Annotated in this window: 12 protein-coding genes; 8 read left to right on the forward strand and 4 right to left on the reverse strand. The window is 45.9% G+C overall.

What is annotated here, in order from left to right; genetic code table 11:
* The 6 genes from PanJK_RS24045 to PanJK_RS23850 all read left to right on the forward strand — a co-directional run.
* A partial coding sequence (locus tag PanJK_RS24045; protein WP_414858957.1) for an IS3 family transposase occupies positions 1-88 on the forward strand: 88 nt, incomplete at its 5' end.
* A 584-nt stretch (positions 89-672) separates the two neighbouring features.
* Complete coding sequence (locus PanJK_RS23830; RefSeq protein WP_265303485.1) at positions 673-1,443, forward strand: type IV toxin-antitoxin system AbiEi family antitoxin; 771 nt, start codon at positions 673-675, stop codon at positions 1,441-1,443.
* The gene (locus PanJK_RS23835; protein WP_265303486.1) at positions 1,440-2,339 is read left to right on the forward strand and encodes a nucleotidyl transferase AbiEii/AbiGii toxin family protein; all 900 of its coding nucleotides are present in this window, start codon (positions 1,440-1,442) and stop codon (positions 2,337-2,339) included. Before PanJK_RS23830 ends, PanJK_RS23835 begins: the two co-directional genes overlap by 4 nt.
* Positions 2,340-3,225: 886 nt before the next feature.
* Positions 3,226-3,861 (forward strand): response regulator transcription factor, encoded by a 636-nt coding sequence (locus PanJK_RS23840; protein WP_265303487.1) that lies wholly within the window; start codon positions 3,226-3,228, stop codon positions 3,859-3,861.
* Entirely contained in the window at positions 3,854-7,108 is a 3,255-nt protein-coding gene (locus PanJK_RS23845) for a transporter substrate-binding domain-containing protein (protein ID WP_265303488.1), read from the forward strand. Before PanJK_RS23840 ends, PanJK_RS23845 begins: the two co-directional genes overlap by 8 nt.
* A 5-nt stretch (positions 7,109-7,113) precedes the next feature.
* Positions 7,114-7,428, forward strand: a complete 315-nt coding sequence (locus PanJK_RS23850) for a hypothetical protein (protein WP_265303489.1) — start codon at positions 7,114-7,116, stop codon at positions 7,426-7,428.
* 64 nt (positions 7,429-7,492) lie between these two features.
* Here PanJK_RS23850 and PanJK_RS23855 read toward each other — a convergent pair whose 3' ends face one another.
* Positions 7,493-8,116 carry a LuxR C-terminal-related transcriptional regulator gene (locus tag PanJK_RS23855; RefSeq protein ID WP_265303491.1) on the reverse strand — a complete coding sequence of 208 codons (624 nt, stop codon included), beginning with the start codon at positions 8,114-8,116 and terminating at the stop codon, positions 7,493-7,495.
* 91 nt (positions 8,117-8,207) lie between these two features.
* Positions 8,208-11,765 (reverse strand): response regulator, encoded by a 3,558-nt coding sequence (locus PanJK_RS23860; RefSeq protein WP_265303492.1) that lies wholly within the window; start codon positions 11,763-11,765, stop codon positions 8,208-8,210.
* Between the two features lie 292 nt (positions 11,766-12,057).
* On the opposite strand from PanJK_RS23860, the gene PanJK_RS23865 reads away from it, so the two are divergent.
* Complete coding sequence (locus PanJK_RS23865) at positions 12,058-12,831, forward strand: response regulator transcription factor (RefSeq protein WP_265303493.1); 774 nt, start codon at positions 12,058-12,060, stop codon at positions 12,829-12,831.
* A gap of 436 nt (positions 12,832-13,267) precedes the next feature.
* Here PanJK_RS23865 and PanJK_RS23870 read toward each other — a convergent pair whose 3' ends face one another.
* Positions 13,268-18,265 (reverse strand): invasin domain 3-containing protein, encoded by a 4,998-nt coding sequence (locus PanJK_RS23870; RefSeq protein WP_265303494.1) that lies wholly within the window; start codon positions 18,263-18,265, stop codon positions 13,268-13,270.
* Positions 18,266-18,550: 285 nt separating this feature from the next.
* Positions 18,551-19,849, reverse strand: coding sequence for a hypothetical protein (locus tag PanJK_RS23875; RefSeq protein WP_265303495.1), 1,299 nt, complete (start codon positions 19,847-19,849; stop codon positions 18,551-18,553).
* A gap of 526 nt (positions 19,850-20,375) precedes the next feature.
* On the opposite strand from PanJK_RS23875, the gene PanJK_RS23880 reads away from it, so the two are divergent.
* A partial coding sequence (locus PanJK_RS23880) for an Ig-like domain-containing protein (RefSeq protein WP_265303496.1) occupies positions 20,376-22,766 on the forward strand: 2,391 nt, incomplete at its 3' end.

The raw sequence follows: 22,766 nt of genomic DNA on the forward strand, positions 1-22,766 counted from the left end.
TTATATCGAAGTGTTCTACAACCGGACCCGACGCCACAGCCACTTGGGAGGCGTCAGTCCAGAGGCCTTCGAAAAGGCCTCGTCGTGAGGACAGCGAATGTCTACGGGAATGGGGTCACTCCAGTCCGGAACACGTGTGTTCTGCTCCAGCATAGTTGTGTATAAACACTGAAAAAGCGTCTTGTCATCCAGGCTGACTGCGTTCATTGCCTCTGGTTTATCTACAAACTCAGGCATGAGGCCTAACGCAATGTTGTTAATTCGTTTTAGAAGATTGAGCTGATATTCATTAAGGCCAGCAGTAGGAACCTGATCTTTATCGATAGTTGCATTGATCATGTTGCACCTCCATTTGACGAACATTACATGCTCAGTTTACCAGTACGTCAATTTGATATGGTTAACTGGTAAACTAATGTGGTTGTTTAGGAGCAACTTAGACAGAATCGGTAAATTTGGAATAATAGACTTCTACACACAGAAGAGCATATGAACATCAAATGGCAGCTTTCGACCACAGTAGTTGATTAATTGTCCTCTCAATGCATCCCTCTAAGCATCTTTATCTCATAGGTTTAAAAAATTAGCCATAGAGGTACTATTACCTCCTTTTAATTGATATTTTTGAACCATTGGCTTGGTGAGGTTTGAATTTAATGATATAAAGGTATTATGAATACCGTAAAATCTTCGAAAATAAACCATCTATTGAGTACCACTCCGGTTGGAGTGGTACTCACCTCTGCATGGCTAACAGAGCAGGGATACAGCCTGGAGTTGCAGAAGCAGTACCGCAAAAGCCACTGGTTCAGGTCAATAGGGACGGGAGCAGTGATTCGCGAAGGCGATCAGGTGGACTATCTGGGGGCAATTTATGCACTTCAGACGCAGCTAGGGATGACAATACATCCCGGGGCCAAAACGGCGCTGGCGCTGCAGGGTAGGGCGCATTATCTGGGCCTGAACGATAAACGTGCAATGCTGTTTGGACCGCCAGGAGAGAAATTACCCAACTGGTATAGCAATTATGACTGGGGGGTGAGTATTGATTGCAAGTCTACCGGCTTCCTGCCACCAGACCTCGGGCTGATTGAAATCGAGCACAAGCTGTTCAGAATAAAAGTCTCAAGCCCGGCAAGAGCCATCATGGAGTGCTTCTACCTGGCTCCCGATCACCAACCGCTGGTGGAAGCCTATGAGCTCATGGAAGGCCTTAATAACCTGCGGCCGGCCTCTGTGCAGAAACTGCTCGAAAACTGCACATCAGTTAAGGTAAAACGGCTGTTTATGTATATGGCGGAAAAAGCCGGCCATGACTGGGTCAGCTTCTTGAAAACCGAAAAAATAGATCTGGGCAGCGGAAAACGAGTCATCGTTCCGGGTGGACGTTTTAATTCAAAATATCAGATCACCCTTCCAAGGGAACTGGAGTCAGCACAATGAAGGATACATACAGGAAACAAGTTCAGCTTCTGTTGGATGTGCTACCTGAAGTGGCTAAAGAAGCATGCTTTGCCATGCATGGCGGCACTGCCATCAATCTTTTCTATCGCGATATGCCCAGACTTTCCGTAGACATTGACCTCACCTATGTACCAATAGCCGACCGTGCCGAAAGTCTGGTGGGCATCAACCAAGCCTTGCAGCGCATTCAGCAAAATATTTATGCGCTCAGGGGCAGCATACAGGTACAGCACCGTGCAGATGTGTGCAAACTGCAGGTCACCGAAAATGAGGTGCTGATAAAGCTTGAGGTCAACATGGTGGGCAGAGGCCTGATCGCTGATTCGGTGAAAATGCCACTGTGCGAAATGGCACAGGAAGCATTTGACGCTTTTTGCGCTATTCCGGTGGTAGCTAAATCCCAGCTTTTTGGGGGTAAGCTATGTGCAGCGCTGGACCGCCAACATCCACGGGATTTATTTGACGTAAAGTTGTTGCTGGATAACGATGGCTTTACGGATGACATAAAGCGCGGCCTGATTTATGGATTGGCCAGCAGTACGCGACCTATGTATGAAATGCTGGATCCAAATTTACAAGATCAGCGGAGCGCATTTGAAAACCAGTTCATTGGCATGAGTGATATTCCATTCAGCTATGCAGATTATGAGCAAACAAGAGATGAGCTAATCAGGATAATACGTGCGAGCCTGACATCAGAAGATAAAGCTTTTCTGCTGAGCTTTAATCGTCTTGAGCCCGACTGGACGATATACAACTTTGAGGAATTCCCTTCTGTGAAATGGAAGCTTCTTAATCTGGAAACATTCCGGAAGAAAAGCCTGTCAGAGTGGCAGTTACAGAACGATAAGCTGGAAGCAGTTTTCAAGCTATAAAATATTTATTCTTCGCTAATGGGGCCTAGCTTACAACTTGGTTTCATTAAGACCCACTATTCACAATTAAAAATATGTACTGACGTTCTATCCCGTTCTGGCCGAATTTCAGACCGGGAAATTCGAGTGTGAGATAACCTATAGTTTAGCAATGTATCTTGACTTTTTATTTCAATTACTTATGACTTGTCCTTTGTCTTGAGACCAAGGACAATGTGGAAGTTGATGATGAAATAAAGCGACTAAACATCAGAGAACTAATAAATGAAATTTTGGATTAGCACGCTCCCGTAATGAACTTACATGCCTGCAATGCGATATGGTGTTTTGTTCCCAACGATTTCCATCAATACGTCCAGTAAGGCGTCTGTAAAGACTGGCCGATTCGTTTTGATGATTTAGATGATTTTCACTATCAGGCAGAAGTGATCGCGGGGGTAAGCCTCATCGCACACTAACTGCGTGATGGCTTTTTATTTCAATATATAAACACATGATTCGTTTCCATTTGACAATTTTTAAGCAGAACCATGACATTACCACTGATGAAAACACTTTACTTATTCCAATTCAGAATGCGAAGTAGGCCTGAGTGTCCTTCATGCAAATAAATTAAACTGCTTACAAGAATATTTTCTCGTGCGCGAGGCGATCTTCATGATCCCATCCCTTAGGTTCTAAAACCTCTATAATATATGTGGCATCGACTTGATTCGTTATTTCCGACATGAGCTCATCTTTAAAAAATAAGGCCTTCGATTTTTTTATATCAGTCAATATCCAAGCGTGGTCTTGGTTTTCCTAAAGCATCTATTTTTATACTTTCTCTATGAGCAATTGTAGGTATTCTATATCTATATATAGGTCTATGACAAATGAGAAAAGTATGTTGAAAGTTTTAATTGTAGACAACCATCCATTTATTCGTTTTGGAGTGAGGGTATTACTAGAGAAAACAGGTCACAAGGTTATAGGTGAAACTGATAATGGATTTGATGTCATGCGTATGGTGCAGGAAATCCGCCCAGACCTTATCTTGATGGATATCGGCTTACCCGGACTAAGTGGCCTCGAGGTGATAGATAAACTACGCAGAATCTCTGATTCGCCAAAGATCCTGGTTTTCACCTCTCACGTTTCTAAAAACCTCATCTTACGCTGTCAAAAGATGGGTGCTAACGGCTTTTTGGCTAAAACTGAAGACCTTTCAGTACTGTTAGAAGCCCTCAAAGTAGTTGAGCGTGGCTATAATTACTTTAGATTTTCAGATGATGAGTGCAAATGGCACTATGATGAATCATCGGTAATCGACACGAGTCGATTGATGTCACAGCTATCAACACGTGAAATCAGTGTGCTCACAGGTTTAGTAAGTGGATTAAGTAACAAAGAGATCGGTATAAATTTGTCCCTCCATGAAAAAACCATAAGCACTTACAAACAACGGTTGAAAGCTAAGCTAAACGCAAGATCGATTATTGATCTTATTGACTTCGCTCGCAGGAACCAACTGATTGAATAGACGTATAGGCACTACTCTTCTAATATTACTAGTAATTTTACCTCTGCCCTTTCGGCTGGCCCATGCTGAAAAGTGGGAGTTGTTGACTCACGCAACTCTGACGGATGTTAAGCAACTACCCGTCACTGCTGAACAGCGGCTGTGGCTGCAGCATAAGCAGACATTGACTATGGGTATTCTTTCCTATGATACACCTCCATTTAGCTTACGTACGCTCACAAATGGATATGAAGGATTGAACGCTGACTACATCGGGTTGGTGGCTGAGCTGTTAGGATTAAATGTCAGACTGGTTCAGTATGGTAGTAGCGAGCAGCGCTGGCGCGCACTGACAAATGGTGAGATTGATGTCATTCCAAACGTAACCGTTTCACAATTCTCCCAAAAATTTGTTTTGTCACTACCTTACTATGAAGAAAATCCGATTCTGGCTGTAAAAACATCAGATCGAGAGGCTTTATCTGCAGATTTATCTGGGGTAAAAGTGGCAATGGTCAAAGGTTACGTTGCGCTCTCTACCGTAACGCAGCAATACCCTCAGGCGCAAATACAGGTTTATGATAATTACCAGGAAGCTTTAAGTGCTGTGGCTTATGGTTCAGCACGTGTTTTTCTTGGAAGTAGATATCCCGTAGATCGAAACTATCTTAACAATCTGCGCATAGTGAGGTTTGCTTCCTTACCAAAGAGACAAGTTAGTTTTGCTTTGCGTCAATCAAGCTCACCATTGGAGGCTTTGTTAAATCAAGCTTTGGCAGGTATTTCCCCCGAGAAAAAAACAGAAATTATGCAGATTTGGCAGTCTGACATAGCTAATGGTATTAATCAGCCTCTTGATTTGACCCCCTCCGAACAACGCTGGATTAGCGTTCATCCCGAAATTAACGTGCTGCTTTATGGCAAAGACAACACTGCTCCAGCCGCATTTATAGATGATTCTGGCATGATTCGTGGCATAGCTGCTGATGTACTTGCATTAATGGCATTAAAAACAGGCGTAAAATTTCGTTTTCGCTCCGTTGAATCATTGCAGGATTTAACCCGCCTGCTTAGTTCGCATGAGGCGGATATGGTTGCTGCGCTTGCCCCTAGTCCTGGGCGTAGCCAGGAAATGTTGTTCAGTGACCCTTTTGTGCGTACGGCATTTGCTCTGGTTACAGCTGAAGACAATAACATTGTCAAAAGACTGTCTGATCTGCGTGGGAAAAAACTCGCACTTGTCGGACAGGCTGCACTATCAAGTGAGATTGCTACGCGATATCCGGAAATTCGCCAAGTCTTATTCGATACTGATGAGGACATGTTTAAAGCTGTAGCGCGCGGCGATGTAGATGCTGCAGTGGTGCTATTACTAACAGCAAATTATCAGGTCAACAATCGATTTCGCAATAAAATTAAAGTCGTTAACACTTTAGGTGATATTACTGCGCACATTGCTTTTGCAGTAAGCAAAAATAGTCCGGAGCTATGCAATATATTAAATAAAGTTTTAAGAGCCTTGTCTCCAGGTGAGATGGAATTGCTAGCACAGCGCTGGCGACCAAACAATATGGTCATTGTTAACAATTTCTGGGGTGAAAATAGGACATTTATAATATTATCTGCTGCTGTTCTTTTACTTGTATTTTCGCTGGCAATGGTCCGCACTTTCTGGCTCAGGCGTAAGGTGCTTAACGCGTCTAATCAGATAAAGACATTACAACACCTGTTGAATGCAATGCCTTTCCCGCTCACGTTGCGTGATTTGGAGGGTAGATTAACATATTGTAATAAAGATTATTTGAAACTTGTTAATGCTCGATTCGAAGAGGTAAAGGATAAAAAAATCACTGACCAGCCTCGAAATATAAGTTATGAGCAAGCCGCTTATTTCCAGAGAATAGCTGATGAGATAGCTATCACCGGTAAGGCCCATATCGAAGACTTGGAAATCACTCTTTTTGACGCGGAGGGTAACCCAGAGCGAGTTCTAACTGCCAATATTTGGATGCTGCCCTGGACTAATTCCACAGGACGAATCGTTGGTATAGTTGCTGGATCATGGGATGTTTCGGAAAGGAACTTTTTACTGAAACAGCTTTCCGAAGCTTCGGAGCGTGCAGAAGCATCGAACCGTGCGAAATCTACTTTTCTATCTACCATGAGTCATGAAATTCGTACACCGATGAACGCCATCATTGGCATGCTGGATATGGCAATTAAACGCGGAAGAATGGGAGAACATGATTTACAGGCGCTTGAGGTGGCTCAGCAATCGGCTGAAGGATTAGTAGGACTCATTGGCGATATTCTTGATCTTTCACGTATTGAAGGCGCCCATGTTGAATTCAGACCGGTAAAAATTAATCTGAGTGAATTGATTCATCAGTTATTGGTAATTTTTAATGGGCTTGCAATTGATAAAAATATTTATCTAAAAAAAATTCTTCCATCTGAAAATACTCCAGACGTCGTTGGCGATCCACTTCGTATCAAACAAGTCCTATCCAATCTGTTAGGGAATGCGATTAAATTCACTGACTTCGGTGGAGTCACGTTAAAATTGCATCAGGACACAGATCTCAAATCCGATCAGATCAGATACGTTGTTGAAGTGATTGATACTGGTGTCGGCATCGATGAAGCGCAACAGGATGCATTATTCCAGCCATTCGCTCAAGCAGATAACCATCGTGCGGGGACAGGGCTAGGTCTTTATATCAGTCGGAACTTGTGCGAATCGATGAGCGGTAGTCTTACGCTAAAAAGCGAAATGGGTAAGGGCACTTGTGTCCGTGCTGAGTTCAATTTGCCGATTGCACAAATGGAGGAGGAGCCTGAGAGTGCTATTGAAAAATACACAGGAAAGGGGCTGCCACTTAAAGTATTGGTGGTTGATGATAATGCGGCTAATCGCATGCTTCTCGCAAAGCAACTTGCCTGGTTGGGACATCATGCACATGTTGCTGCCGGCGGGGCAGAAGGAATCGAATTATGGCAGCAGAATACGTTTGATGTGATTGTTACAGACTGCAATATGCCAGAAATGAACGGCTATGAGTTTACGAAGCGCATTCGCGAACTTGAAGTTCAAACTGGACAGCCTCGAGTTTACATTCTTGGATTCACAGCTAATGCAATGCACGAAATTGTTGAACGCTGTCTTATTGCTGGAATGAATGGATGCTTGTTTAAACCCTGTTCTATTAATAATCTTGCTGAGGCGTTAAACCGTGTTGAGGGTAATTTTAGTTCAACACTTAATTAAGCAGAATGATTTCTCAGGGCGTCATCATAAGACGTGAGTTGTGTCAAAGGCTCAAACTTTCTTTGCAGGATTATTTTCAAGCGATTAAGGAAGCGGTAGCAAATTACGACTGGCGGAAGGAAGGCGATATTTCACATCGAATGATCGGCAGCGTAATCATAATACAAGAAACAGAGTTAGCCGGAGCATGCCGGACAGTTGAGGCCGCCTGTTGTGCTGAATCCCTTGTTTTGTCCTCTTGTAAATTAAGCTGGAAGAACTTGAAAGATCATATTGAAAAAAGGTTGGCCAGCGCGCATGAGCAACAGCAGGAGCATTGATTTGCAGGAGTGAAGCCGGCATTTTCCTGGCCATATACTTTAGCGAATGCCGCCGCTCTGTTAACTAAAATCCATGACGACGCGCAATATCAATGACATCACGTACGTCATTCGTATGAAACTTTTCCATAATATTGCGTTTATGAGTGCTGATAGTTTTGTTGCTGAGGCAAAGTTCTTTAGCGATTACTTTATTGGTTTTACCTGCCCCAATTTCACGCAGAACCTGCATTTCTCTGCCGGTCAGACTGCGCAAAGATGACAATGCATGTGCTGAAACACTGTCGTGCGGGGGGACCATTTGTAAATCCATCAACAGCGGCCTATTGAGATTCGGCTTGCGCAAAATGCTATAAAGCGCCTCCAATGGCTGGCTTTTACTCAAGTACGCCATCCAGTCAAGCTGATATCCGCGTAAAATATGATAAACACTTTCAGAACCCGCATAGATAATGATGTTCAGTTCATTTAAGAGTCTCTTTAACTCGCAGAGTCGGGAAATATACTCTTCTTTCAATGAAGAAGGATCGATGATGACAAAGTCTGGCTTCAATAAAATAACGTAACGAAAAAGCTCATCAGGATTAGCAGTACATCCAACCGCACTGAAGCCTTGCTGTGTTAATAAATGCTTTAACCCACTGATTATCATTGGGTTATCATCATAAATAACGATTCTTTTCGGCATTGCATTCTCCTTGTTTTTAACCACTATTAGTCCATCATATCTTTAATAAAATAAATACAGGACCGTTCCTAGCTTGGATATTTTAATTCAGCTAATCAGCGTTTTTTTCAAGCTTTTTTAGGATATCAGCATTAACCTGATTTAAATCAATATAAACCTGTGATGTTAACTTCAAGAGCTCTTCATTAGTGATGGATTGTTCACAAGCCAGTTCTAATGCCTCACAAGATTTATATAAGTTAGCCGCTTGCAGCATGGTTGCTGTACCCCGTAAACGATGCGCCAGTCGACCACAAGCCACGACATTACCCTCTGCGAATGATTGGCGTAACTGTGCTTCATCCTGTTTATTAAGCTCAACTATTTCCAATTTATGCGCCTCGCTTTTATCCGCCATCACTACAGAACTTTTGCTCACGGGATTCAAATCTGGAAAATAACGTTGCATCACCATTTGTAGTGCTGCAGGTGAAATTGGTTTGACCAGACATTCGTTCATCCCTGCGGCAAGACAGCGCGCGGCCGTTTCAAAACCGGTCATCGCCGTCAGGCCGAATATCGGTAGCGGGGGGAGTTTATACTTGTTTTCTTCCTCACGAATCATTTTGGCGAGATCAAAACCGTCGATAATTGGCATAGTACAGTCGGTAATAATTAGATCGTAGGATGAGAGTTTTTCCTGCCACAGTCGAAAGGCCTGTTCCCCATCATTCGCTTGATCGATGTGGTGTCCCCATCCTTCAAGTTGCTGTTGTAGGGTGCGACGTCCTGGAGGATAGTCGTCAACTATCAAGATATTTAACTCGCGAGTAGAGAGGGTCCGTTCAGCGGGGACATTTTCTGCAGAGGGCTTCGCATTGAAATGGAAGCTAATCGTAGTGCCGTCTTCAGGGTCGCTCTCAATGACCAGCTCTGCATTATTGGCGATGGCCATTTGCCGACAGGCGGACAATGTCATTCCTGTTTCTTGCCAGCTGACGCTTACTGCATCAGCCATCTTATTCACACGGCTTAAATCGCTGATTTCGCCACTGTTAGCAACTTCTATCACCAATGGATATGGTAGGTCTTCACCTTCTGGTCGCCCCTGATATAGCGCTACCGAAATGGTATTCCCGCGGCTATGCTTGATTGCATTACGTAGAAGACTCGAAAATATGCGAATAATGAGTAGAGAATCTGCATCAAAACGCGGTGTATTCAGAGCTGTTTCAATATCCAGCGTCAATTCTTTCTCTGCAAGCTGGTTGCGATAAAGTGCAACGATGCTCTCAATCAATTGTGGCAGGTTTACACTGCGCACGACGCCACGTAGCGAAAGGTTGTCAGCACGGAAAATATCGAACACGTCACCTATTAAGGAAAGCAAATTGCCAGCTGACTCCCATATTAAAGGCATGTTTTCGCTAACATGACCGCTTTCCTGCTGACTTTGCAATTCCAGCTCCAGTAAGCCGATAATGGCATTTAATGGAGTGCGAACTTCATGTCCCATGCTTTGCATAAACGTGGCTTTACTGGCGTTAGCTTGCTCAAGGTCGGCGTATGCTTGATGAAGACGGGTAATTAGAGCCTGATTCTCAGTGGTATCCAGCCAGCCTCCGATTAAGCCACCAACCTCACCGCGATTGTTATGCCAGGGTACGGTCCAGCCTTCCAGAAAACGTTCCTGACCATGAAATAGGTAGGGCCCTGACCAACGTATAGGTTCACCCAGTTCAATTACCTGTCTGTACTGTGCTGCCAGCTGAGCCTTTATTTCAGATTGCATACTTTCAATCTCAGTGATCGCACGTCCTTTTAGTTTCTCTCCATTTTCATCGACGGTTTCGCTCCAGCGCAGATTGTAATCCAGCAAGCGGCCTTCGCGATCACGGGCATATAGCGCGATAGGCGCGTTATCAATCAATGTTCTGGTAAAATTTAGCTGATTGGTTAAAGCTTCCTGAGAGACCTGCCCATTTCTCAGCGCAGTTCGCAAGCGTCGGATCCATACGCTGCTTACAAATAAAATAATCATTGTCAAGCCAGCCCAAATCATTGACTGCAGTAAATTTCTGTCGCTAACACCGGGGACCATCGAGGTCTTGTGCTGATGCCAGGGCTGTGCCAAATCAATGTAATCTTCCGGCGGTAAATCCATCAATGCCTTGCTAACGATACTCAAAGGAACTGAGGATGAGTCAATGGCGCTCATGACCAAATGCGGGGAGGGTATGGGTACGGTAAGTGCGATATCATATGCGTTATTATCAGCAGTTGCTGCTAAATATCGAGCCACAAATTGTGGCGCAATGATTCCGCGAACGTTGTTATTTTTAAGCAGCTCTAATGCCTGGTACAAATCATCAGTCAAAATCAACTCAATTGACGGGTACCAAGTTGTTAACCATGAAATAAGGGGGTTGTCACGATTAATGGCAATGCGTTCTCCCTTCAAACCAGTAAAATCTTGCGGGATGTGCACTGATTTCTGCATCATGACAACCATCGGTGAAGTGAGTAGCGTCGAACTTAGCGACACATCGGTATCACCTCCGGGCGTATCTACAAGTCGCCATTTGTTTGCCAGCAGAGCCTCAGGTTGAGAGTTTTGCAAACTCTCAACCGAAGTTTGATCATTTGCCATCAACAGAGTGAAGTTTAAGCCATAGCGCTCTGTAAGGGTATTGAGCATATCGACAACTAATCCCGCCGGGACCCCATTTTGCAGAAAACTAATTGGCGGTCTGCGCTCATCTATAATGACTGGAATTCGTTTATGGGTGTGCAGCCACTGCTCTTCTTTCGCATTTAGGCCTAATGGATTTCGTGTGATTACTGCTTCCCGGGAAAGCCCCCAGCCGGTAGCAATACGCATACGTGACACAAGTGGCATCTGCTGCAAGGTAGTATCAATAGCCTCACGTAACTGCGGAAGTTGCCGATCGATGCCGAAACTAAGGTTCAGGTTAGGTAGCACTGAGCTGGATATGGATTTAAGCCCGCTAATTTGCTGGTAACGCATTAGATAATCGGCAGTGGCTCGATTGATCCATAAGGCATTAACTTGGCCATAGGCGACCGCGTTCATTGCCTGGTCAAATTCAGAAAAATAGCGTAATAAACTGCCAGGATACTGTTCCAGAAGCGGTGCGGAGGGAAAATCGTTCGTCACCACGCCGAGCGTTAGATTGTCCAGCGATGCTGGCGTATTGTCATCACTATCCTGCATAACCAATACAGATTTGTCTAACAACCACGGCGAAGTTGCCTGAGTTACGCTACTCGGCCACCGGACTGAATTCCACATTGCGAGCATTTGAATTTCATGCCGACTAAGTGCTGCGAGCGCATCATTGCTATCTTCAAAGTAATGCAGACGAAACTTTACCTGAAGACTGCTTTCCAGCATTGCCAGATAATCTGCAGATATACCCTGAAACTTGCCATAGCCCATCCCTTCGCCGATTGGGGGATGAGAGGGTCCCCACACGCCAACATTGATTTCATTGTTATCAGCAACCCATGATTGCACATCAGCGCTTAAGCTAACATGTGGAGCATTAACTTGAATTCGTGGTTGCAACTGGAGTTCTGTCGCGCTAAGCCACCCACTCGATACTAGTGCAGCGATAAAAATGACGTACTTAATGAGCGAAAGGCGCATGGTGCAGCTATATTCCTGTAAGAACTGAGTGAGAAGGTCTCGGTGACCAATGAAAACACATTTAATATTATCAATGCTTTCCGCTGCGCGGTGGAAATATCTTAGATAAGTTTTTGCTGAGATGTTGTCTTCAAAACACAATATTTCAGCTCATTATTATTTATGACCAATAAAAACAAAGCGCCAGGCGGCGTCTTGGATAAAATTTTTCTAGCACATAGCGTGATCTGTTCTTCAAGGATGGGATTGTCCTTAGTTAACCAAGACCTAGCTGGTAGGAAATTTCTTATAATTGAGCGAAACTGCTGTCATCATATCAACTGCACGCTCATTTCGTGCCGACACCATTCAGAGGCAACATATGTCACTTTTTGACCATAAGAAGATCCGCATTGCACTGCTTGATGATCATCCGATTACCCGCCGCTCTCTTGAAGTTGTTGCGGCCTCTGAACCCGACATTGAGGTGGTTGGAAGTTTCGGCCATAGCCGTGAGTTGAATGCATTTCTTCGCGACGAATCGGTAGATGTACTGGTGTTAGATTATATTTTGAACCCGGATGAACTTGATGGCTTATCGCTAATCAAGCAATTAAAAGCCCATTATCCAGAGATGAAAATTTTGCTGGCTTCCTCAATTGAAAGTATCGCGGTGATTCGTGCGGCCTTTATGGCCGGAGTAAAGGGTTATATTGGCAAGCGCGAGGAAGCACCGGTTTACTTCAATGCGATACGTACCGTTGCAAACGGGCAGCGCTTCATGCCGGTGGATATTTCAACAGCATTAGCCCAGGTTCCTACCCGTAAACGTGATGAGGGATTATTGGATGGAAATGATCCGATTGAAGGGCGCAAGGCTCCAGTATCGGAGCTAAGTAATTTGTTAACGCAGCGTGAGGCCGAAGTTATACGATGCTTCCTGGATGGTATGGAAATTATTGAGATTGCTGCTAAATTAAAAAGAAGCCGTAAAACTATCAGTGGTCATAAACAGACAGGCATGAAAAAACTGGGGCTCAGTTCAGACCTTGAGTTATTTAAATATCGCGACGATCTTTTTCGTTAAATCTGTTAACACTTAATCCTGTCTCAAAGTGAAGCTGGTTACTTTATAGCGCCAGCTTTTTATTTTTTAAGTTCCATCTAATTCTTGCCTCATGATGTTTTCAGTTGCATCCCGAATGCGTCTGCTTTTTATCCTGCCTATGCTTTCTGCTCAGTTTATCTTCCCACCGGACTTGAAATTAATCTCCATTGATAAAAATCAGATAAAAGTAAAAATACAAGTCAATAAAGGTGATCTAATTTTTAAGTTTTTATGTATAGAGGATGTTGAAGGCTTAAGGGCAGGAAGTGACGGTTAAAAAATGGGAAAAGGGCCTTTTTTACAGGCCCTTATATTAGCTTTTCTGAATTATTATTAGGAGTTAATGTTTTAATGCACAATGTGCTCCATTGATATCCAGCTTATAAAATATTTAAAACTTTCCATTTCAAACCACTCATTGCCTAACCCAAGTGCTACCATTTGAAGTGTAGAGATAAGTCTCTCCAATTGTCGCTTTGAATGTTGTCCCGTTTACGGTTATATCTGCATTAAATGTCGCGTTATTTATAATCTTCACAGACTTACCGCTCAGGCCTGAGGCAGCAGGAAACGTGATAGATGGAGCCCAGTGTCCATTATAAAGATTCACGAATACAGCTTCTGTATTTGCAAGAGCATTGGTAATCATTTGAGCACTCACCGCCTGCGTGCCTGATATCACTATCTCTGGCATTTTGAAGACTATCGTGGGTGCATTCACCGCGGTACCGCCATTGATGCTTGCGGTAATAATCGCTTGCTGCTCTCTAGTGCCTTTTAATGTCACAGTAGTTTGACCAGCATTATTTGTTAGAGCACTTGCACCTAACGTTGTGCTCGTCGGATTTTTGGCCCAAACAACGGTTTGACCACTGACCGGATTATCAAAGGCGTCTATCACCGTCGCTGTGAATGTGACCGTATCTGCATTATTCGCTGATAGAGTAGTTTTATCCGCGACGATGCTACCAGCGTTTATTTTAGCTGTCGTGACGTCCGCGATAAGAGTAACTTGCACGGTGGTTAAGGCAAAAGCTGTGCCGTTTACCCGAACAGTTAGGTTAGCACTGCCCGCTTTAGTACCGGTTAGTGCTGTGGTGTAACTCCCATCATGGTTATCGGAAACAGTGCCAACATTGCTACCTGTCAGATTACTGTTAATCAATACCGTCTGGCCATTCACCGGATTGTTATTAATATCTCTCAGAATCAGAGTAATATTTGACGCTGCAACACCATTAGCGACGATGGTCGAAAGTGATACGGTCAATACGGATTTGGTTGCATCCAGATTGCCGGCATCGGCTATAAGGGAAACCTGCGCTGCGCTAACGGCTAGTGAAGTGCCGTTGACCATCACAGTGATATTAGCATTTCCAGCTTTAATTCCGGTGAGTTCTGCACTGTACGAGCCATTACCGTTGTCTCTGACGCTACTTATCTTGCTTTCTGCCAGGCTACTGATGAACGCTACTTTTTGAGCGCTTACCGGGTTGCTGTTGATGTCCTTCAGCGTCAGGGTGATCGTGGACGTTTCGATATTATTGGCAACAATACTCGGCTTCGATGCAGTTAGTACAGACTGACTCGCGTCAAGATTTCCAGCATCACCTTTGAGGGTAATCTGCGTTGTTATCGTACCCAGTGCAGCATCGTTTATCGTCGCTGTGACATTAGCGACGCCAATTTTGTTGCCGGTAAGCGTAGCGCCATAGCTGCCATCACCGTTATCGCTAACATTGTTAATGAAGCTTCCCGTTAAGCTGCTGAAAAATTGCACATTTTGACCGCTGACGGGATTGTCATTTACGTCCTTAAGCATCAGCACAATTGATGAGGCCTCAGTGTTGTTAGCCACAATAATAGCTGGTGTGGCGCTCATCACTGACTTGCCTGCGTCGAGATGCGCTGCGTCTGCCATAAGAGTGACGTGTGCTGTTGTCACGTTGAGCACCGCACCATTTACAGTTGCAGTGATGCCGGTAATCCCGGCTTTGGTGCCGACCAGGACGGCTGTGTAGCTACCGTCGCCGTTGTCCTTAACATTACCCACGGTCGTGCCTGTCAGGCTGCTATTCAGCACGACATTTTGGCCGCTAACCGCATTGTTATTAATATCCTTCAAAACCAGGGCAATCTCGGATGTATCTCTGTTATCGGCTACGATGCTGAGTTGCGAAGCGGTTAATGCAGATTTGCCTGCATCAAGGTTGCTGGCGTCGGCCGTAAGGGTAATCTGTGCTGAGGTGACGCCTAACGCTGCGCCGTTTACCGTGGCAGTGACGCTCGTTACACCGGCCTTAGTGCCGTTAAGAACGGCGGTGTAGTTGCCGTCTCCATTATCAGTAACATTACCGACGACAGTGCCTGCAAGAGCACTGACAAATTGTACCTTTTGTCCGCTGACCGGATTGTTGTAGACGTCTTTAAGCGTAAGTGTAATCGTTGAGGTTTCATTACCGTCTGCCACGATGTTGGTCCTAGAGGACGTCAGTACGGATTTAGCTGGGTCGAGGTTGTTGACATCAGCCTTTAAGGTGATCTGCGTTGTTATAACACCAAGTGCCGAGCCGTTGACCTTAACTGTGATAGAAGTATTGCCGGCTTGAGTACCCGTCAATGAGGCGCTGTAGGTGCCGTTCCCGTTATCAGTAACGCTGCCGATGGTGCTCCCTGTCAGGCTGCTTACGAATAACACGTTTTGATTGCTGACAGGATTGTCATTGACATCCTTCAGAACAAAAGTGATCAGTGAGGCGGCGATGTTGTTAGCCACGATAGTGTTTGGTGCGGCGCTCAGCGTGGATTTTCCCGCGTCCAGATTACTGGCATCAGCCTTTAATGTAATTTGCGCCGAAGTAGTGTTCAGTACAGTGCCATTTACCTTCACAGTGACAGTGGCAATGCCCGCTTTAGTGCCTTTAAGTAAGGCGGTGTAACTGCCATCGCCGTGGTCGATGAGGCTATCCAGGATAGTACCTGCCAAACTGCTGATGAACTGCACGCCTTGGCCGCTGACCGGGTTATCGTTAGTGTCCCTTAGTGTCAGAAGAATTGAGGACGTATCTGTATTGTTCGCGACGATAGTTGGTTGCGAAGCGGTTAAGGTGGATTTACCTGTATCAAGATTGCTGCCATCTGCCGTGAAATGAACCATTGGAGCATTAGCACGTGCGCTATTATTCAGACCCGCACTGACTTGGATTTCAACTGCCTTTTTACTGGTTAAGTGGGTTTCCGCCTTGCCACTCTTATCCGTGATACTGGTTGCGGTACTTAATTCACCTCCATCCGCATCCCAGTTGACTGCAATGCCTGATACAGCGTTCCCGTTTGCATCCTTTACGCCTACGCTATAAGTGATTCTGTCGATGCCATTAGCGGTGGCTGTAGTGCGATCGGTTGTCAAACTGCCGTTGACCAAGCCGGCAGAGGCATTATTGGCGATAAAGTTTGCGACTATCTTAGCACTGTTGCCGTTTATGGTGGTCGCGGTGACCGTCACAGCCTCAGCGACATTATCAGTAAACGAAACGCTGACGTAACCGCTTTTATCACTAGTTGCGGTAAGGCTGCTGCCGGCAGCGACTTGCGCAGAGCCATTAAGCGTAAAGCTGACCTCGATTCCTTCTACCGGATTCCCCATAGAATCTGTGATACGTGCCCGAACCTTACTCTGTGTTGAGCCATCGGCAACGACATTATCGGTTAAGAGTGTCAAATCACCGTCTTTAATTACGGCGGATGCGGCATCGCTTATTAACCTGATTGAGGCGGATGGCAGGTTAAGTTTGCCAAGTGCAGGGGTGACAGACACTTTTGCTGTACGGGTGCCAGAAGTCAGAATGACCTGATAAATACCGTTGCCCTGTTCAGTGATGTTGCCCAAACTTGCTGAGCTACCAATGGTAGCTTTATTGGCAGTCTTCATTTTTACGCTCTTTGGCTCCGCCTCGTCCTCTTCGCGGATGCCGAGCGAAAGGTCAGCAAGCATGCCATTAACCGGACTTCCATCTTCGCTAGCGAGCGTAATGATCATCTGCGCAGTTTCCTTACCATTGGCAACAATGGTTTCTTTTAAAAAGCGAGTACTGCTTTTGGCTGCGCTAACCTGTGGAGCAGTTACCTTAATAGTGGTAGTGGCTGCTTTTGATCTGTTATTACGGTTATCATAGGCGACGCCGCTTAGCGTATAGCTATTTTCGGAACCGGCGATGTATGCCGGCATCATTACCTGATAAACCCCTATACCAGCATCAACAATTTTTCCTCCGGCGGCTTGCAGTGCGGTTTCATTCCACTTGATTTTGCTGAGCCCATATTTTGCTTCCAGCTTGTAATTAATGGGCTGAAGACTACCGGCAGCACCACTGATAACTTGCGGTAACGCGAGTCTGACCATCTCCTGCTTGCGGTATTCCAGTACGATATTGTTGTTACGCTCAACTAAGTCCATACGGCTACCCGCAAGAGTACGCTTCAGGTCAACGCTTGAGGGATCGAGCTGCGATGAGAGCGATTGTCCGAGTTGCAGGTTAAACTGCAGTCCAAAAAGTGTTTCGCTCTGGCCGCCGCTTTTTTTGTGTTCTGCGGTAAGTGACACAAGCGGGACAGGCGTCCAGTTAATCCCAGCCGTCAAAGCTTGAGGATTGTTCTGGCGCTTATCTTTGCCAAACAGGGCCACTTCATTACCATAATACTTTTCATAACTTAGGCGAGCCCCAATTGCCGGATAAAAGGGCAACCAGGCTTCAGTGCGCACATCAAAACCGTTGGCAGGCCGGGCATCATAATCAACCACGTCTTGCGAATTACGCCAGTCAGAGAGGCGATAGTACCCATTACCTGAAAGCTTCAAATAATCACGCCACGCTTCAACTCCTGAGCCGATGCGCTTATGACCACGACTGAAGTTTTGATCGTAAAAGGCGTTGTAGCCTATCATCCAGTCATCTGTAAAATAACGATGACCAAGCCCGAAGTTGCCCGTGAACTGACCATCTACGTTGCGTATGCCATTTTGGGTAAATAGCAGATTCGATTCATTTGAGTAGAGCGGCACTAAAAGGTCCAGCGAACCTGTATGTGGCTTAATACGGCTGTCGGTGCCGATTTCAACACGCGCTGTACCATATTGCCGCAGCAACTGTTCAACACTCTGTACAGCTAACCCTGAAGCTTGTTGTGCTGCAATCCCATTGAGTCTGCCTGACTGCATAGCCTGACCCAGGGATTTTAGTTGACCTGCGGTAGCTCCAGATGATGCGTCATCCTTAGAGGACAATACCGATGCATTGACGGTAGTCGTCCAGAAAGGCGTGAGTGCCACACCTGTCTGAACTGCTATTTGAGTAAAAACCAAACCGCGAAGAATTGACGCTTTTAGGCGGCGTATACTGCTGAGAACAAGCATTAAAAAACTCCACTTAAAAAGAAAGTTACTCCTGATCCGCCTGTTAGAAAGAGGCTTGTAGAGGAGAAACCACCAACATAAAAGTGGGATAATTCTTACAGTGTATTTTTCTTATGGCTCTGGGCCAGGTCTTGGTTTTTTTTAAAGCTATGTGAGACTTCACTCGCCCAGCTTCTTTACGCGCAGCCTCAATGAAAAAAATGAAATTTGGAAATAAAAATCGGACAAATATAAATTTGTGGATTTGTTCACGGATTAAAAATCTTCTAAATCACGATTCTTTATTTAATTTATGATGTTTTTTATATCTATTTCTTCAAGCGCAGTAGTGGTTGCCGCTTCTAATGCCACTGTCACTCCTAAAGCACAGTTATCACAAGAAATCTGATTCCACAATTTTGAGTGAGTGGCATTAACAAGATTTTCAGCATCTTGTGAGAAAGAAGTTTCGTGTTGTACCGGTTCTTCAGCTACAAATAATTCTGGCTCTACTGTGTTTAGCACCATGGGAATTTTCAGCGACGTTTCGATTACGCTTTTATTTTCATCGGTAGCTTCATTAATATGAGAAAAATCTAAGAATAACTCAGGCTCCATGATTGCCATATGTAATGATAATTCGGAGTTTGATTGAGTTGGTCCGGTGGGTTGAAGAATGAAATCATCCAGCCATATGTCATATTTTAGCGAGCCTAAATCAACGGGAATGATCGTCAAATTCACTTTTTCTGAACTGATGGAAATAAACTCAGCTTTCATGACAAAGTGGTCGCCTTCGCGGTTGATTTTCATTTCGTGATTTTCACCACTGATATTGATTATAAAGCAGGGGGGCTCTGAGCTTTCATTGATCAATAACGACATCTGGAATACGTAATGCTGGTTTTCAATCAGCTCAAACTCGTGTGAAAGAAGTGGCTCTCCTTCATGAAGTGACCGTTCATTAAAGTGTAAACGACCATCCTCCAGTATTTGCTCAGCATTAAGTGGCTCTCTCAGTATCCAGTCATCAAGTGATAGATTGTCAAAATTAGCTATGAATGCCATTGAGCTTGGTGAATTTTCGTTCTGCCCATCAATATCAGAGATTTCGACGCTCTCAAAACGCCCTCCAACGACTAAAGGCGTGTCACTAATTTCTAAAATTGTTGGGATCGTATGAAGTGTTTTCGCTTCACCTGAAGATGTGAGTGCGCTACCCGGTGTTAAGGTTAACGTGTCGACTAAAGAAGGAGTATCTCTCAGGAACGGTGTAAAAGATGATGAATTTGTTGAATTTTCGTTGAATAATTTTGACCCCGGGCTGTCTGCTGAACTGGGGGGGGGCTCACTGGTAATTGAGGATGTTAGCGCGGATTGCTCAAGCACAGGTGGTGAAAAATCATTGGCAAAATCCACTGTATGTAACGTTTGAGCGCAGCCACTAAGATGGTGCCGATGATGATATTGTGCGCCGTGGCGCTCCTTGACTTCATTGCTGTCAAATGAGTCTAGCTTAACATTATGAAATCTATAGAATAACTCGCCTTTAGGCTGTTTTGCTTCAGTGCTGGTAGCGTTGAGGCGCTGGATCTTTGATACCATTTTTATGCCTTTTCAATAAGAGCAGGAAATCGAACCTGCAAATATCGAAAATTGTACTGAAGATAGGCACTGTATCCGCCAGGCTCGGTCTTGGTTGAAAGTTATCAATCGCTGTAACCGGCATTTATCACGCATTTCGTTGCGAAGTAAAAGGATTCTTTGCGTCAGTCTGGAATTCGGCTTGTGCAGTTTTCGTCCGAGCATGTGCAAATCAAACATTCTGCCGTTTCGGCTCGGTGTTACCAGAAAACTTCGAGGGTCTGCCATTTCATCATGTTGCTTAGCAACGGCGTCCTGATGAAACTTCCGGCATCCTAAGTGATGACCAGCTCCCTACCTGGAGTTAGTTACAATGTTTATCCGCAAACATCAACTCGGTTGACATCGTACAACGCAACCAAGACCGCGCTCGTATTTAACCTCAGGACTCGTCTGTAAATTCCCATGTTATCTGGGCCAGGATCAATTCACCCAGGCATTCACCCGTTACGACGGGATTGGGTTAAATACAGTGTAAAGGGTCTTTATGAGTCTCAATAAAGTTAACGTAGCGATGGTGGAGAACAATACCATTGTTAAAACCGATGTATTACGTGCTGAAAAGGCCGGTTCAGCAGTAAAAATAAAAGCTGTCAAAGGTGCCAAGTACATCCTTGCCGAGGGTGAGAAAGGATATGCACCTGAGAACATCACGGTTAAGCGTGTCGGTAAAAATCTGCATGTGATCTTAGAGGGAACCGACGAAAATCAGCCTCAGTTGATTATTGAAGACTTCTTTACTAACCCTGGAGAATTGGTTGGTAAAGCTGAAGATGGCCAATGGCACGAATTTATCTCGTCTGACGGTGACAGCGATCATGAGGCTGCGTTCCTGATGGACGGCGAATCATCGGCGTTAGTGCTCGGTGCAGGTACGATTGGCGCACTAGATGGTTTGGTAGTGGCACCCTTTGCTCTTTCACCAGCGCTGCTGGCGCTGGGTGCGCTTGCAGGTATTTTAGCCGCTGCAGGTATTGCAACCGCAATCGCGCACAATCGTGATAATTCTGGAGATCACGATGGCAACAATGAAGGTAGCAGTGGAAGCGGCGATGGCGGTGCTATAGGAACCGTATTAAAAGTGCCAGTATGGTCAGGAGTTGTTGATGATCATGGTGATTTCCAGGGCCCCATCAGCAATGGTGGCTTAACAGACGATAATACACCAACTTTTAACGGGAGCGGCACTCCAGGCAACATCATTATTATTCGCGACAAAGGCGAAATTGTTGGTTCAACAATTGTTGATGAAGGCGGTAAATGGACATGGACTCCAGAAAACCCACTAACCGACGGTGAACACCACATTACCCCAGTAGAGCGTGATGATCACGGAAATGAAAGTGCGCCCGGTGAGGAGTTTATCGTTATTATTGACACCGATCCGCCCGCACGCCCAGAAATTGGGCAAGTCTTCGATGATGTCGAACCTAAAGTGGGCCCGGTGGCTAATGGTGGTTACACCAATGACACTTCGCCAACATTCAGTGGTGCGGGACAGATCCCCGGCGACACCATTATCATTGTTGATAATGGTAAGGAAATCGGTTCGGTTGTCGTCGGTCAGGATGGCTCATGGTCTTTCACCCCGGAGCAACCGTTTGAAGATGGTGATCATAGCGTTGAAATTGTTGCCCGCGATCCCGCAGGTAACCGCTCTGAGCCATCCGAACCTTGGTTAGTTATCGTTGATACTGAAATACCGGGTAAGCCAGGCACTGGCAATACACCTGGCCTTGACGACATCATTGATGATGTTGGTCCTATAACCGGTTCGATTGCCAAAGGCGGCGTCACTGACGACTATACGCCAACACTTGAAGGTTCTCATCAGCGTCCGGGTACGATCGTTACCATCATCGACAACGGTCAGAAAATTGGCAGCACCGTGGCCGATGCAAATGGCGGCTGGCGTTTTACCCCCCCCGACTTGCCAGAAGGCGATCACAACTTTTCAATTATTATCGAAACACCTACGGGTTATGTTTCTCCAGAATCGGATCCATGGTTAGTCGTTATTGATTTGCAAGCCCCGGCAGCACCGGTTATCCGGGAGATCCTCGACGACCAGGGCGCGGTAACCGGGCCGATCAGCGATGGCGACGTCACCGACGACGCGCAGCCGAAAATCAGCGGTACCGCAGAAGCGGGCAGCACGGTCATCGTCTACGACAGGGGCGTGGAAATCGGCAGGGTTCAGGCGGATAACGCCGGCAACTGGTCATTTACGCCGGTGCCACCGCTGCTGAATGGCGATCATGAAATCAGCGCCAAAGCGCAGGATGCGGCCGGCAACATCGGCGACGCGTCCAACAGTATTGGCTTTGCGCTGATTGCGGGAGGCAACGCCACGGCACCTTCGATCACCGGCGCATGGGATGACGTTGAAGCCTTTACCGGCCTGCTGCAGAGCGGTTCCAAGACTAACGACGCGCGTCCTGAGCTGCGCGGTACCGCGCCGGCGGGCGAAGCAGTAACTATCATTATGGACGGCAAGGTGCAGGGCACCGTGACTGCCGACAGTAACGGCCAGTGGAGCTGGACGCCAGCCGCAGACGTTACGGACGGCGCGCACAACTTCCGCGCGGAAACGCAGGACGGCGCGGGCAACCCGGCGGCGACCGGCAGCTTCCAGCTGGTGATCGACACCCAGGCACCCGACGCGGCAACGGGTATCGTGGCGGACGACAACGTTGGCCCGGTCGTTGGCCCAATCAGCAACGGTGACACCACCGACGACAGCACCCCGACCATTGGCGGGGAGGGTGAGCCGGGCGGCACCGTGATCATCAAGGACGGCGACGCCGTTATCGGTTCCACCGTTGTTGGCGATGACGGCCACTGGTCGTTTACGCCGGACACCCCGTTGCCGGACGGC

Source organism: Pantoea sp. JK (genome assembly GCF_026130245.1).
In the GTDB taxonomy this organism is placed as follows: Bacteria; Pseudomonadota; Gammaproteobacteria; order Enterobacterales; family Enterobacteriaceae; genus Pantoea; species Pantoea trifolii.